The following is a 15,273-nucleotide window of genomic DNA, read 5'->3' as shown; positions in this document are numbered from 1 at the left end:
CAGGATAGTCATTGCGGATTTTAGAGGATACGAGAGGAGAAGTTAAGTCTTGAAACAAAAAATGGCAAATCAAGGGTTCAAGAAAAACTTTATTCTGTACAAAGGACATACGGGTTGGAAAGTAAAGACACGACTCTTTGGGAGCCTAGTGGTGGCCTTATCGGCGGTAACTTTGGCCGAGGGGAGTGGGTCAGTGGATGCGCATGCAGCGACCGAGGATTCAACCGCAACTGGTCAGATGACTAAGACGGTGAAAGACTCAGAAAAGCCGTCATCACAAGTAGCCTTGCGGTCAAGCGTGAAGTCAAGTGCAGCTCCGGTTGCGCCAGCTAGCCAGGAATCAGATGAAAACTTAAATCCGGATACGGCACCCGATGACGACGCAGCTAAAGATGCGACCAAGCAGCCGGTCTCTGAGAGTGAACCACTGACGCCAACTATACCAGAACCCTCAGCAGCAGATGACTCGACGAACGGAACATCTGAGGACAAGACTTCGGATAGTAGCAGTCAGTACCCAGTTCTTTCACAGGATGGGACGACTGAAATTGGTGTCGACAATACCGAGGTTCATTTGACAGCTGACCAGATTGCCGATCATTTTACGGCGACGGTCGTGGATCGGGATAATAACGATAAAAACGTTAATCCAACTAAAAACACGCATGTCCAAACGATTGGCAAAGACGGCAGTGTTGCGTTGACATCAAATGATGCCCATGATGTTTATTCACAGTACGGCACTAAAACCTCCATAACGGGGCATCAAGTTGCCCACGTTTCATTTGAACATGAAATTGACTTTGGCCACGACTTTTCGTTGTCAGGTGCGTTAGGAATTGGGACCAAGACTAGTGGTGGTGCTGACAGTGTCGGGGTTGTTTTTGCCCCTGGTAACCCAGAGAAAGCCACTGAGGGTGGTTCCGGTGGTGATTTGGGTATTGGTGGCCTGGCCAACGCCTTTGGCTTCGTTTTTGACGAATATCCTAATTCGGATAAGAATGATCCGTCTACACCTTATTTTGGTTGGCGAACGACTGACAGCAATGGTAATTTGCAACGCGTAGCGAGCTCCAGTGAGTGGATGTTAGCAAGTAGGCTTAACTTAAACAACCGGTCGACGAATCCGTTAAACGATTTTACGATGGATTATAATGCGGCCAAAAAGACGTTGACAGTTACGCTTGGTGGTCAGACGTTTGTGCGACAAATTTCGGATACGAGCCAAGGTTATTCCATCTCGATTGCTGCTTCTACCGGTGGGAGCCAGAACGATTACTCTGCACGGATCGACCAATTTACCTATACGCCCAAGACAATGCCATTAGATTATCAAATGGTGGATAGCGCCGATCAGGGAGCCTTACTTGATCAGGCAAAAGTACAAGCAATCGCCAATGTTGGGGATACGGTTTCGGTTTTTTCCACGCAAGCAGCAGCGGCAAGAGCGGTTGCAGCGGGATTAGTCGATCCTAATTTGATTGCCATTTTGCCGACTGATAGTGCCGGCAACGTGTATGTCATTGATGGCGCTCAGACCCCTAGCAGTACGGGAACGGCTAAGACAATTGACAATTCGGGCGTTGCTGATAATACGTACTACAGTTATACGGTCCAAGATAGAGATGACCAGTCAGTGACGATTCCCGTGCGGTTAGCCTTTAAAGCTAAGGTGACCCCGGTTGATTCGAAGACTGGACAACCTATTGCAGGCTTAGATCCAGTAACGGTGGTCGCAGTGGATGGGGAGCCAACTTTAGTGCAAATACCAGGGTATACGCCAACAAAGGTCACTTTGGCTGCACCAGAGGCTGGCGAAGAAGTTGCCGATGATAAATTACCGATTGATCAAGGGTCAACGAATACGGGAACGGATACGACAACGACCAATGACACAGCCACACCAATTAGCCATTACTATGTCGGCACTGGCCAGACAGTTGATGGCCAGACGGTGACGACCGGGACAGTCATGGCTGGGACAGGGCAGTCCGTTTCCGATAACTTCAATCAACAGCCATTAGTTGATTCAAACGGTCAGGCCGTTACCAGTGGTGGTAAAACGATTACTAGTAGTGATTACTATTGGTCTACGACTGGCAACGCCGGCGCTACAGATTCAACGGATGAAGCCAATCCACAAGCCGGTGGGAGTTTACTCTTACCAACGACCAGTACTTTAGATTATTGGGAAGCACAAGCAACGGATAACCAGACAAAAGCGGATACTTATAAAACGCAAGCACAGCAGATGTACGATAAATTCATGGAAATTACTGGTCTGACACAGGCGCAAAAAGATGATGCGCAAGCCTTACTGCAATCGGTCAGTGATATTTATACCAACATTTCTGTAGCCAATGGGGAAGCCAAAGCGGATTTTGAAGCCGCTAAGGGTGCCACGGCAGCGAACGATATTTATGAAGACGGCCAAAATGGTTATGCTTCATTGGAAAAAGTTCAAAACCTGCTGGTATCGTTTGAAGCTGATTTGACAAATTTGGATAATAACAATACAGATGCGGCAAGCAGTTTGGCAACGTTCGAATCTTGGAGTGAAGATTATGGCAGTCCGATTACGATTCCAGCTGATGTCGTCAGCTTCGGCCCTGATTTCTGGACTAACGGAACAGAGACATCAGCTGATTTTAACAATCCTGACTACTATGCCTTTTACAGTACTGATGCGGCTGACGGGACCCCAGTTACCCCCAAGGCAGTTGGCAACTATTTCTTTAAATTGACTGATGCTGGGCGAGCTTATTTAAAGAGCTTGAACCCCAATAACGACAAGATCGGGCTTTATGTCTCAGCGATGCTGACAATCAAGCCGGTGGAAACTGCAGCAACTGTTGACGCAGCTACGGTTGAATATGGCGGTGGTCATGCGGCTGACGGTACGGTGGGTACTTGGCCAGCTTTCACGGGTAGTCTAGGTACGGCCGATGCAGACCACACTGTAAGTTCGGCTGATTTTGAAGTTGTCGATGGAAGTGGCAATGTCGTTACCGACATTACCAAGTTACAAGCCAATGGTAATTACACGATTCGCTATACGCAGAAAGCTCAAGCTGAATTAGCCAAAGACCAGAACTATACGTTCACGTCATTTGGTACAGCTAAGCTGACGGTTACGCCGCGTCAGATTATGGTAACTGCGAACAATCACGGTAAGACTTTTGGTACGGCTGGTGATCCTATACTTGATTTGACTAGTGATTCCGCAAATGGCCTGGTGAATGGCGATACGCTCGATTCACTTGGTGTGATTTTGACCCGTGCTGCTGGCGAAAATGCCGGTACTTATGACATTACTGAAGGTGAGAGTTCGCAGCTTAACAGTAATTATAAGATTACGGTCAACAAAGGGACTTTCACGATTGCCCGCTTGCCAGTGACGGTGCAGGCCAAGGACCTGTCGAAAACGTATGGTGATGATGACCCACAACTGGTATTAGTTGATACACTTGTTGATGGGCATCAATTAACCGATAAGGACTTTACGTTGAGCCGAGATGTGGGTGAATCAGTCGGAACTTACAAAATTACAGGATCAGATGTTGCGACGTCTAACTATAATGTGACGGTGAAAGATGGAACGTTTACGATAACTAAACGGGCGATTACCGTTCAGATTGATAATCAGAGTAAAACCTATGATGGTACGGCTTCAACCGATCAGGATTTGACGTGGGAGATTGTTTCTCAAGAAGGCCTAACTAAGAACGATACCCGCGATATGCTAAACGTTAGTTTGCAGCGGCAGGCTGGTGAAGAAGTTGGTCACTATGCTATTACGGGAACATTTGATAATCCTAATTATGATGTTCGGTTTATCGATGGAACGCTCTTGATTAATCCGCGGGTGGTTACAGTCACAGTTGATCCTCAAGAGAAGATCTATGGCGAAGCAGACCCAACATTGACCTGTCAATTATCTGATGGTTCAACGCTTGCAGCTGGTCAAAAATTATCAGACTTATTAACGTTGACGCGTGATTCTGGAGAAGACGTTGGGACTTATACGATTAGCGGAGCTTCCAAGAGTAATAATTATACTTTTGTAATAGCAACAGCTAAACTGACCATTAACAAACGAGCCATCGTGATTCAGGTAGACAACCAGCGTAAAGTTTATGGGGAAGACGATCCACAATTGACATGGCAGGTTTCGGGCGCAACGCCATTGCTAGCTAAGAATTTACCATCAGATTTGCAGGTTACCTTACAGAGACAGTCAGGTGAAAACGTTGGCCGTTACATGATTAGTGGCTCCGCAAATTCTAAGAACTATGACATTAGCATTGATAGTGGCACGCTTCTAATTGATCCACGACCAGTCACCGTCACTATTGACAATCAAACAAAAGTCTATGGAGACGCTAATCCTGAGTTGACGTGGCAAGTAAGTACGCAAACGCCTTTACCACAAACGCAGCAGCCAGCCGATTTACAGTTGCAGTTGAGCTGTGGAACTGCTAGAAATGTCGGCACCTATGTCATTTCGGGAGCAACAACGAATGCCAACTATGCAGTCACCATTAAAAATGGTGTTTTAACGGTGACTAAGCGGCCGGTAACAGTTACCGCCGATAGTCCACATAAGATCTATGGCGACAGTGATCCCACTTTAAGTCTGACGAAGACTAGCGACCAAGTACTAGTTAATGGTGATTCGGAGCAAGCTTTGGGGGTCACGTTAACCCGTCAGGCTGGAGAAAATGTTGGTTCCTACGCGATTAGTGGTTCGGCAGACAGCCAAAACTACCAGGTTACGGTTAATCCTGGACAATTAAACATTGATAGACGCGAAATTAGCGTTCAAGTGGTCGATCAGACGATGTACGCAGGTCACCAGGATCCTGAAAATCAAGCTAAGTTGGTTAATGGGACTTTGATTAATGGGGAGTCACTTTCCGAATTAGATTTGCATTATGTGGAACCAGATAGTAAGGAGGTTGGGACTTACACGATTGGCGCAACGGCCAACAATTCAAACTATGCGGTGAAAATTTTTCTTGGTCAACTGAAGGTCTTAGGACGCGATGTTGATTCAGCTGGTAACGTAACGGTTACTGAGAAAGATTCAACTGGGAATGTCACTAAGGTTATCAAGAAGTGGAATGATGGGAGTATCACCACATACACCTATAATCCAACGAATCCAACGACTGGTGAGCGAGAGGTCACGGAACAACAAGCGGATGGCAAAATTGTTAGTGACAAGTCGTTTGACCCTGGTGATTCGAGTGTGACCTTACCAGATGGTAATGGTGGTACAATCGTGGTTAAGATTGATAAATCTGATACGCAGCCAACGATTACGCACTATCCAGCTAGTCACAATGTGGTTGTTGACACACCAACCGATGAATCTACGAGTGAGCCTGAGAAACCCGTGACGATTACCAAACAATGGCCGGATGGCAGTAAGATAATTTATACCTATGATCCCGTAACGACTAAACGACTCATTCGTGAACTGAGAAATGGTTATCTTATTGAACAACAAGCCGTTGCTCCCGGCTCCTTGCGTACAATTTTGTCAGATAATAATGGTGGCGTTATTATTGTTCAATTTGATAAGTCTGGGACAGTCCCATTCTTTACCCGACAAACTGCTAATGAAATGAATGATCGCTACTCACAGTCTGCAACAATTTCCAACGCGGGACATACGCGTAATCTCGCAGAAACTAAGCGTGTGCATGGTCAGCAGGAAAAGAAGTTACCGCAAACGGGACAAGAGAATGAGAGTTCTTTGGTTCGTTTAGGTGAATTGCTGTTGACATTGTTGGCCGTACCATTTATTTTCCGTCGACGTCATTAATGAGTTATGCAAAATTACGCTAATCATTGGGCTGGAAAAGTGGCCGTTGGTTAACCGAGAATCTGAGAGGTTCAATTCACTTACGAGTTGAGCCTCTTTTTGATTACTCTGTGTGGCCCTTACCCCAAGACCATTTGAGGGTATTAGGGGCGAGGTTAACCGATTCTCACAGAGCCGAAAACCAGACAGTTAGATTGGTCGTGGAAAGGAGTTGTTGCGGTGTTTGCCAACAAATCAATCGTCACTTCTTCAATCGTGACCACCCACACAAACTCCCGCGCTAATCGGTTTTCCTGGCTTTCCTCGGCAAACGTGGTAAAATATATGGACTGCGTTAAACCGGACTAAACATCAAATTTAACTACACAAGGAGATTTTATCGTGTCTGATTCATCTTACTGGCAAAAAATTGCGGACCACGCACGGGCGGAAAACCGGCCCTTCTTTAGCTTGGCACCGATGGAGGCCGTGACCAACGCCATTTTCCGGCGCGTCGTGGCGCGGGCCGCGGCGCCCGATGTCTTCTTTACGGAATTTACCAACGCCATCAGTGTGACCCACCCCAAGGCTAAGTTCACCGTCCAAGGTCGGCTGTACGTCGCTCCCGAAGAGGCCCACATGCCGGTCGCTCAACTCTGGGGCAACGACCATGACGCCTTTGCCCGCGCGGCTGTGGCCGTCAAGGACCTGGGTTACGAGGCCATCGACCTGAATATGGGATGTCCCGATTCCACGGTCATCAAGAACCACGGGGGCAGCGATTTGATTCGCAACTTCGACAGTGCGGCGGCCGTGATTGCCGGTGCCAAGGAGGCTGGCCTGCCCGTCAGTGTGAAGACGCGGCTAGGTTACAGCCGGTTGGATGAATGGCGCGATTGGCTCACGTTCTTATTTGAACAAGACATCCCGTTGCTGACGATTCACCTGCGGACGAAAAAGGAAATGAGCCGCGTGCCCGCCCATTACGAGCTGATCGACGACATCGTGAAGCTCCGCGACGAGGTGGCGCCACACACTTTGTTACAGCTGAACGGCGACATCGAAAATTACCAGGAAGGCGTCAAGCTGGCGCAAGCACACCCCGGCGTCGATGGCATCATGATTGGCCGCGGCATCTTCACCAGTCCCTTTGCCTTTGAAAAGACGCCACAAGAACACGACATCAAGGAATTGTTGGGCCTGTTGAACTACCAGCTGGACCTGTACGACGACTTCGAAAAACGCTTCGACACGTCACGATTCGCATCCTTGAAGCGGTTCTTCAAGATCTACGTGCGCAACCAACGCAACGCCGCTAGCCTGCGGAACGCGATGATGGAGACGCACACGACAGACGAAGTTCGTCAGTTGTTGGCGGCTTCCGAATTTACGGATTAAATACGAGTCACGTTGTCCGCGGGGATGGCGTGGCTTTTTTGGTTAAGCAGAATCAGGTGCCTGTTGGCCCACGTTTCGGCTAGCTAAAGCAAGCGCCACCAGCTTTGATGAAATCCCCACGCTTTTCTTCGGGCAAAATTCTATCAATCCACCGGTGAGAAGTGGTAAGTTAGAGGAAAGATCCTAGGAGAGTGAAATGGTATGACACAGCTGACGTTTACGGAAAAAATTGAAGGCAACGTGGCGCGTTCGGTGAATCCACTGGGCTTGCAACGGATGATGGCCGAGCAGATTGCGGCGGTCGCGCAAAAACCGCACTATACCGGGGCCAAGCACGCGTTGATTCTTGGCGGCTCCTCTAGTTATGGCCTGGCCAGCCGCATCACCGCGGCTTTTGGGATGGGGGCCGCCACCTTGTCCGTGGGCTACGAGCGGCCACCGCGCCCCGATTTCTTGGGAACGGCCGGCTGGTGGAATCAGCGGTTCTTTAAGCAACAGGCCGCTCAAGCGGGGCTCGTTGCCAACAACTTAAATGCCGATGTGTTCCTGCCACAAACCAAACAGGAAGTCATCCAATTTATTCGCAACCGATTTGGGGGGCAATTAGATCTGCTGGTGTACTCGATTGCGGCGCCGAAACGCAAGAATCCGGACAACCCTGCTGAGGCTTGGCGTTCTGTCATCAAGCCACTGGGCAATCCGGTGACCGACTACACGGTCGACCTGGAACATCAGCGTCTAGTCAAGACGACACTGGAACCCGCCAGCGTGGCAGAAGTCGCCGCTACCAACCACGTCATGGGCGGCGAGGACTGGGAGCTGTGGGTCGACGCCCTGCAGGCTGCCGGCGTCTTAGCGCCTAATTTCAAGACGATTCTATTTTCCTACGAAGGCCCGCGGGTCACGGCGCCGATTTACCACGACGGGACGCTGGGACAGGCCAAGCGTGCGGCCGAGGCCAGTGCTCACAAGATTCAGGCCAAATTGGCCAAGACGGGCGGCGAGGCGCTGATTAGCGTCAACCGTTCCGTGACCACCAAGGCGTCCGTGGTCATTCCGGGGTTCTCGCGCTACTGCATGGCGCTGTACCAAGTCGAACAGCAACGCGGCGGCCATGAACAACCCGTGGCTCACATCGACCGGCTGTTCCGCGACATGGTCTACGGGACGAAACGGGTCGTCGATGGCCGTGGTCGGTTGCGGCCCGACGCCGCGGAGTTGTCGCCGGCAGTCCAGGGTGCGGTCGAGGACCTGTTGCCCCAGCTGACGCCAGATCATTTCAGCACGACAATGCCCGGGTACCAACAGTTCCGGCGCGAATTTCGCCAGTTAAACGGTTTTGACGTTCCCGGGGTGCCTGACACCATGGACCACGACGCCTTTACGCAATTAGCCACAGACTAGCCAAGTGCTCAAACGACACTGCCACCGCGGTGTCGTTTTTTTATTGGGTGCGCCGGTCGGAAAGGTCGTTGACACAACGAACGAGCGGGATTGGTAGCGCTACACCGGGGTTTGCTTGCAACCGCCATCAATTAAAAATTGGCGAGAAACGGTGCTTTTTGCTAGGGAATCTGAGAAAAAAGGGCTATAATACTTAGCAGTTTCCAGTTTGCCCACTGTGGGGAGGCTGGTGGAATCGAGAGGACTTTTAACTTATGACACCATCCATTCAAATCATTTACGCCAGTCAATCTGGCCGCAACCAAGCGATTGCCGGTCATTTGCAGGCGCAACTGGCTTCTCAGGCGCAGACGTTAGTCACCGAGGTATCGCAAGCCGATGCCTTTGACTTACCGGCTAACGATGCCGTCATCGTGGTCAGCTACACGTTCCACGACGGCGACCTGCCGGATGAAGCCCAAGACTTCTTTGCTGACTTGAAAGAAGTCGACTTGGCGCGGACAAAATTTGCCGTGCTGGGTTCCAGCTCGAAGAAGCACATCCATTTTGGCCGGGCCGTGGATTACCTGACCATCCAGCTGAATGCCAGCAATGGCGAACAGGTCGCCGATTCGGTCAAGATCGATCAAGATCCCGATGACGCCGACTGGGCCCGCGTCGACCAACTGGCTAAGCGCGTCTTAGCTAGCTTGGCTGAGTAACTGCAGGTTGAAACTAGAATTAGCACGTTGACTGCCGTGACAGCGGTGTTCTGACACCTAAAATCGGTGAAACCAGACGCCTGCGTCAGCCAGGGTTCCAACCCATATTTGGCGAACGGTAGGCGGCCAGTTCGCATCATGAGTCGCATGATAACAGCAGTGCCAGCTGATTTTCGTCTTGCAACCTTCAGTTGAGTAAGAAAAAATTTAAGATGAGGTGAGACCACCATGTATTTACGGAAAGCAAAGATTGAAGAATTAGACTTAGTTTGTGACATTATCGAAGACGGCAAGAAGCAACTCGCCGATGCCGGCATCGACCAATGGCAAAATGAATACCCGAACCGCAACGTTATCAAGGGTGATATCGAAGACGGCCGGGCAGTGATTTACAACAGTGATGACCACGAAACGTTGGGTGTCGCTGCCGTCATCGAAGCGCCAGACCACGCCTACGATACGCTGCAAGGTGAATGGCAAAAGGATACCGATAAGTACGTGACGGTTCACCGGGTCGCCATCTTCTCCCATCATCAAGGGAAGGGCTACGCATCCCAGTTGTTCCGCGACTTATTCGATTACATCGCTGAGAATCATCCCGAAGCTGAAAGCATCCGGATCGACACGCACCGCGACAACGCCAAGATGCAACATCTGATTGAAAAATTCGGTTTCGTTAAGGCGGGCCAAATCGTCGGCGTTTACCATCCAGACGATGTCTGCTTCGTTTACGAAAAAGTTCTTTAAAAAAATCACCCGAGACCGTTACCGGTACATCGCCGTTAACGGCCTTTTTTGTGTCGAGAGACGTTTGAAAGCCAACTGGTTTTGCGGCATACTGAAACAGTGTCTTACTAAATTTACGAAAAAAACATTGCGGAAAGGGGCCAAATCAGGTAACCTTTCCTCATGAAGTTTTAATTATCCAAATCATAGAAAGAAGGAATTAGATTGCAGAGAAAACTAAGTGCCCGCCAAATGCAGATGATTGCGTTGGGCGGTACAATCGGCGTTGGATTATTTATGGGGTCTGGTTCCACCATCAAGTGGACGGGACCTTCCGTCCTCATCGCTTACATTATTTCTGGTATTTTTCTCTACTTAATTATGCGGGCGCTGGGCGAAATGTTGTACGTCCATCCCACCACTGGGTCGTTTGCGACCTTTGCTTCCGAATACATGCATCCCGTGTTTGGCTTCTTGACGGCCTGGAGTAACATCTTCCAGTTCATCGTGGTCGGCATGAGTGAAATGATTGCGCTGGGCGGGTATTTTCGTTTCTGGTGGCCGAACCTGCCGGATTGGATTCCCGGCCTGATCGCCATCACTTTCCTGTGTGTCGCCAACCTGATTTCCGTTAAAATGTTCGGGGAGCTCGAATTCTGGTTTGCCTTGATCAAGGTGGTCACCATTATCTTAATGATCATCGCTGGGTTGGGCGTCATCTTATTTGGCTTTGGGAACGGCGGTCACGCGGTCGGTATCAGTAACCTGTGGACGCACGGCGGCTTCTTCACCGGTGGCGCCAAGGGCTTCATCTTCGCGCTGGCCATCGTGTTGGCGTCGTATCAAGGTATCGAGCTGATCGGGGTCACGGCCGGGGAAGCGGAAAACCCGCAACACACCCTGGTGTCCGCGATTCGTTCGACGGTAGCGCGGATCCTGATCTTCTACGTGGGGGCCATCTTCGTCATCGTCTCCATCTACCCGTGGGATAAACTGAACCAAATCGGCTCACCGTTCGTTCAAACGTTTGCCAAGATTGGGATCACCGCGGCGGCCTCCATCATCAACTTCGTGGTCATCACGGCGGCCTTATCCGGGTCTAACTCCGGGATTTACAGTGCCAGCCGGATGGCGTTTACCCTGGCGGAAAAGGGGCAGTTGCCACGCAAGGTGACGCTGCTGAACCGTCATGGGGTGCCCTTTTACTCCGTTATCGCGATTTCACTGGGGATTGCGATTGGGATCGTGCTCAACGTGGTCTTGCCGATGTTCTTCAAGGACGCCAGTCAGATCTTCGTCATGGTGTACAGTTCCAGTGTCTTGCCGGGGATGGTACCGTGGTTCGTGATTCTGGTCAGCGAAATCGAGTTCCGCAAGCAAAACCAGCAGCACATGGCCGAGCATCCGTTCAAGATGCCGTTCGCCCCGTGGTCCAACTACATCACGCTGGCATTCCTGGCCATCACGCTGATCTTTATGTTCCTGAACCCCGAAACGCGGGTCTCCATCCTGGTCGGCGTGGTCTTCTTGGCCATCATGACCGTGATCTACTTCAAGAAATACCAGCCTCGCGAAAAGGCTGCGAATAATGATAAATAAGTAAGATGAGCGACTGGGACTTTAGGTGTCCCGGTCGTTTTTTTACTGTTGGGCTAAAGGTTGAAAGTAAAATTAACGCGTTGATTGCTACAACGACGGCGTTCCAACACCTAAAATTGGTGAAACCAGGCGCCTGCGTCAGCCAGGGTTCCGCCTGCTCTGAGGAACGGCTCCAGCCTGAGGGGCGGTCTTCCGCCTCGCTTGAAAGCCTGACAAAATCCGCCAGTCTCTCAAGTCGTCCCGCGCTGTAGGCTGAGAAAGAACCTCAGCCAACACCGCCGACACAGCTGGCTCCACCCTGGCTGCCTCCGGCAAGGTGGAGGTTATCAGTGACACTGTGATAACCAAAGACTAGTCGTCAATGCATCTGCTATCTGGGGTTAAGGCAACTGTTACTAACACGCACTACCGTAGCCGGCCAGTTCGTATTGTGTGGCTGTAAACGACTATTTTTGACGCTATAAGTCGCATGCTAGCAGTAGCTCCAGCTGATTTCTGTCTTTCAACCTTCAGCTGTTGGGATTGACGAAACCAGTGCCGGCAGCAATCAGATGATGCGATGTCTGCTGGTTTGGTCATGTCATCACCAATGGTCATGACTGCCAACCCACAGCCGCCAATCCGGGGACCTAAACCAGCATTACTGCCAACCACCACCGGAGCCGGGAGCGGCGCGTAAGATGCGTTCAGCCGTGGGAGTTCCCTTAACGGCGCGGGCCATGCCGTTTAGGGAACTGGCGTCTTTGAGACGTGATTTCCGGCTCAAAGCGAGGCGTCGAGACCGCTCTTTGGCTCGACCGGTCCGCCCACAGCGTACCAACGCATCTTGCGCGCCGCGGTAGGCGGCCAGCTCCCCACTATCCCGTCAGCCAGAGTCAGCAATGCCAGCAGTTCAAATCCCGCCAGATTTGCGGTATGATGTTGTCATGACTAAAGGAAAAGGGAGCGAACAAACATGAGTCGTCCAGGCAATTACGGCAAGTCAAGCCGGCTGAAACAACTGCGTCAACTCAAGCGGCGCAAGCAACAACAAGCGGGCAATACCATCAACTGGGACCAGGTAGCAGACTTTCTGTTGGGTCGGTACCACTTGGTGCAGGGCAGCAAGTTACCGCCGCTAGTCGACGCGACGGTCCAGCGTTTCTTTAGCGAGTGGCTGACCACCGCCATGGCCGCCGGCGAACAGCAGGTGCAGTGGGACATTGCGGCCACGACGGCGGTGACGCTCAAGCGCATTGGCAATCAGGTGCCGTGGCAATTTTACTACGTGTTAGCGGGGCAGGTCATGCGCTGGCAAAAGCTACTGTTGCGCGAAGGGCCCGTCGTCCCGTTGGCGACCCGGCGGCAAATCGTCAAACCCCTGACGGCTACGGCGTACGCGGGCCTCATTGCCGACCAATTGGCGGTGAACTTACTGACCGTGATGGCCACGCCGATTACGCCCAGTCAACGCGAGCGGTTAACCCAGAGCTTCTTTCAAGACGGTCAGGTCCAGTGGTCCGCCGTCGACGCGCTGTTTGAACCCATGGGCTTTCAGATTCAGGGGACACCCGATGACCAGACCCGTGAATGGTTAAACGGCTTACTAGCCTTAACCGTGAGCGGTCACCACCATTAAATGACTAGATACGAAAGGCCAGCTAAAGTCTGGTCTTTTTTGTTGGGAGCAGGTATTATCTTAATTGGATCAAGTGATTGGTCCGTAAAGCAATCATAGAGAATGAAGGTCGGCGAACCTAGTGGCCGGCACGGAACAAGTTAGGTGGTCATTTGCTGGGTGACTCAGCCATTACCAGGGTCATTCGTTTATACTAAAGCCGGTAATCAATGGACTACATTTTTAAACGATATCATGCGTTGTCGCGCGAGGAGTGTAGCACTTATTTTAGAGAGGTGAGCATGATGACACGCAGATTAAAAGTGACTTTACTGCGTAGTCTGGCTGTTTTGAGTATTGGTGTTGGATTAGTGGGCGCTGCACCTGCATTGGCTGCGACGACGGACACGTCTAGTAGCAGCGATAGTAGCAGTAGTAGCTCATCGGCCGTCACCAGTGACAGCACGACTGCCACGGCGGAATTTGACATGAGTCCCAATGCGGCGATTTCCTTGGATTCGGCGCCTGACATTGGTTTTGGGGCCAACATTGCGCCTAACAGCAAGTCAAATGGGAGTTACACGGCAAGTACGTTGAGTGCACCCCTAGAAGTTTCTAATCCCGGCCTGTCTTCCGGGTGGACCGTTCAGTTGAAGAACACGCCATTTACGGATGCTGACGGTGACACGTTAGGCGGGGCCCAATTGACCTTGGGGACCGCTGACGTCGCTGCTGGTAACAGTGGCAACCCTTCAACGGCACCAACCCAAGACAGTGCCCCACTGACTGGGTCTGGTGACAACCAAGTCGTCTTTAGTGCCCCTGCTAAAGGCGGTTTAGGGATTTGGGATTCCAGTTACGCGATGGACAATGTCAACTTGACGGTTCCTTCAGGGCAATTGCCAGGGACCTACACGTCAACGTTGACGTGGCAATTAAGTGACACGCCACAATGAGGTTAACTGAGTTAGGACTTTTTCGCTGATTGATTGGGGGAGTCAGTATGCAGCGGGGACTTAAAATTTTGTTTGCAGTACTAGTGGCCATGTTGGCGTGGGGTGCGCAACTGGCCAGCGCGTCGGCCAGTTCGGTGGGCTATACCGTGAAGGCGGAGTTGCCTAGCGACCAGTTGAGCAAGCAGGTCAGCTATTTTGATTTGCACACGCAACCGGGTCAACAACAGCAGCTCAAGATCGTCATCAGCAATACCAGCAACACCACGCAACGGTTCGCGGTCAGCGTCAATCAGGCGGTGACCAACGACAACGGGGTCATTGACTATAGCCAAAGCGACCCTAAGTTGGATCCAACGCTTCAGGTGGGGATGAAAGAACTCTTCACCAAGGCGAGCGGCCAACGCGTGACGGTGCCGGCCAACTCGCAAAAAACTGTCGTGTTGACGTTACAAATGCCTGAAAAAACGGTGCGGGGCACCTTGCTCGGCGGCGTCTATGTGGCGCAACTGCAAGGCAAGGCGGCTAAACCGAAAGTTCCCATTTCCATCAGAAATGCGTTTGCTTACGCGATCGGGGTGGAATTGCGTGAGGGTGCGCTGGTCAAGCCTAATCTGGTCTTACACCAGGTTCGGGCGACCCAGCTCAACCGTCGTAACTTCATCACGGCCAATTTGCAAAATCCGGAACCCGGCATCATGTCTGGCTTGAAGGTCAATGCGCAGGTCATGAAGGCGGGGCAAAGCCAATTGCAACCGCTGATCAGCCAGCAACAAAGCCACATGGGTATGGCGCCTAACAGTAACTTTAACTTCGCCATCCCTTGGGGCAACAAAGACCTGCCGGCGGGCCAGTACATCCTGCACTTAACGGCTCAGGCGGGCAAACAAAATTGGCAGTTCACCCGCAACTTTACGATTGCCAAGAAGACGGTCAAACGGCTCAATAAGACGGTGATTACGCCAACTAAGCGGCCAAACTACTGGCTGTACCTGGTCTTGGGGCTCATCATTGTCGCTTTACTGGCCGTCATCGGCTACCTGATTTACCGCAATCGTCAACAGAGAAAGTCATTGCAATAGGAGG

General features: G+C 51.2%; 9 protein-coding genes. All 9 read left to right on the top strand.

Features of this window, described 5'->3' with window-relative positions; translation table 11 throughout:
• The first annotated feature begins 49 nt into the window (after window positions 1-49).
• The gene (locus LKH74_RS06275) at window positions 50-5,830 is read left to right on the top strand and encodes an MBG domain-containing protein (RefSeq protein WP_287788696.1); all 5,781 of its coding nucleotides are present in this window, start codon (window positions 50-52) and stop codon (window positions 5,828-5,830) included.
• A 381-nt stretch (window positions 5,831-6,211) separates the two neighbouring features.
• Window positions 6,212-7,207, top strand: coding sequence for a tRNA dihydrouridine synthase (locus tag LKH74_RS06270; RefSeq protein WP_135368608.1), 996 nt, complete (start codon window positions 6,212-6,214; stop codon window positions 7,205-7,207).
• A 201-nt stretch (window positions 7,208-7,408) separates the two neighbouring features.
• Window positions 7,409-8,611: a trans-2-enoyl-CoA reductase family protein gene (locus LKH74_RS06265; RefSeq protein ID WP_287788694.1), complete on the top strand. Its 1,203-nt coding sequence runs from the start codon at window positions 7,409-7,411 to the stop codon at window positions 8,609-8,611.
• A 254-nt stretch (window positions 8,612-8,865) separates the two neighbouring features.
• Complete coding sequence (locus LKH74_RS06260; protein ID WP_287788693.1) at window positions 8,866-9,312, top strand: flavodoxin domain-containing protein; 447 nt, start codon at window positions 8,866-8,868, stop codon at window positions 9,310-9,312.
• A 228-nt stretch (window positions 9,313-9,540) separates the two neighbouring features.
• Entirely contained in the window at window positions 9,541-10,059 is a 519-nt protein-coding gene (locus tag LKH74_RS06255) for a GNAT family N-acetyltransferase (RefSeq protein ID WP_125577557.1), read from the top strand.
• Between the two features lie 204 nt (window positions 10,060-10,263).
• Window positions 10,264-11,637 carry an amino acid permease gene (locus LKH74_RS06250; protein WP_135368604.1) on the top strand — a complete coding sequence of 458 codons (1,374 nt, stop codon included), beginning with the start codon at window positions 10,264-10,266 and terminating at the stop codon, window positions 11,635-11,637.
• A gap of 955 nt (window positions 11,638-12,592) precedes the next feature.
• Entirely contained in the window at window positions 12,593-13,255 is a 663-nt protein-coding gene (locus LKH74_RS06245) for a hypothetical protein (RefSeq protein WP_135368603.1), read from the top strand.
• Window positions 13,256-13,539: 284 nt separating this feature from the next.
• Complete coding sequence (locus tag LKH74_RS06240) at window positions 13,540-14,190, top strand: WxL domain-containing protein (RefSeq protein ID WP_287788691.1); 651 nt, start codon at window positions 13,540-13,542, stop codon at window positions 14,188-14,190.
• 68 nt (window positions 14,191-14,258) lie between these two features.
• Entirely contained in the window at window positions 14,259-15,269 is a 1,011-nt protein-coding gene (locus LKH74_RS06235; protein ID WP_287788690.1) for a DUF916 and DUF3324 domain-containing protein, read from the top strand.
• Window positions 15,270-15,273: the final 4 nt, after the last annotated feature.

Source organism: Levilactobacillus sp., assembly GCF_022646225.1.
GTDB classification, from domain to species: Bacteria; Bacillota; Bacilli; order Lactobacillales; family Lactobacillaceae; genus Levilactobacillus; species Levilactobacillus suantsaiihabitans.
Note: the sequence above shows the minus strand (reverse complement) of the source record. Positions and strands in the feature narration are given on the sequence as shown.

Bases quoted from the DNA above. Each gene is read 5' to 3' on its own strand.
- LKH74_RS06240 (WP_287788691.1), top strand. From the start codon at position 13,540: ATGACACGCAGATTAAAAGTGACTTTACTGCGTAGTCTGGCTGTTTTG.
- LKH74_RS06245 (WP_135368603.1), top strand. From the start codon at position 12,593: ATGAGTCGTCCAGGCAATTACGGCAAGTCAAGCCGGCTGAAACAACTG.
- LKH74_RS06265 (WP_287788694.1), top strand. From the start codon at position 7,409: ATGACACAGCTGACGTTTACGGAAAAAATTGAAGGCAACGTGGCGCGT.
- LKH74_RS06260 (WP_287788693.1), top strand. From the start codon at position 8,866: ATGACACCATCCATTCAAATCATTTACGCCAGTCAATCTGGCCGCAAC.
- LKH74_RS06255 (WP_125577557.1), top strand. From the start codon at position 9,541: ATGTATTTACGGAAAGCAAAGATTGAAGAATTAGACTTAGTTTGTGAC.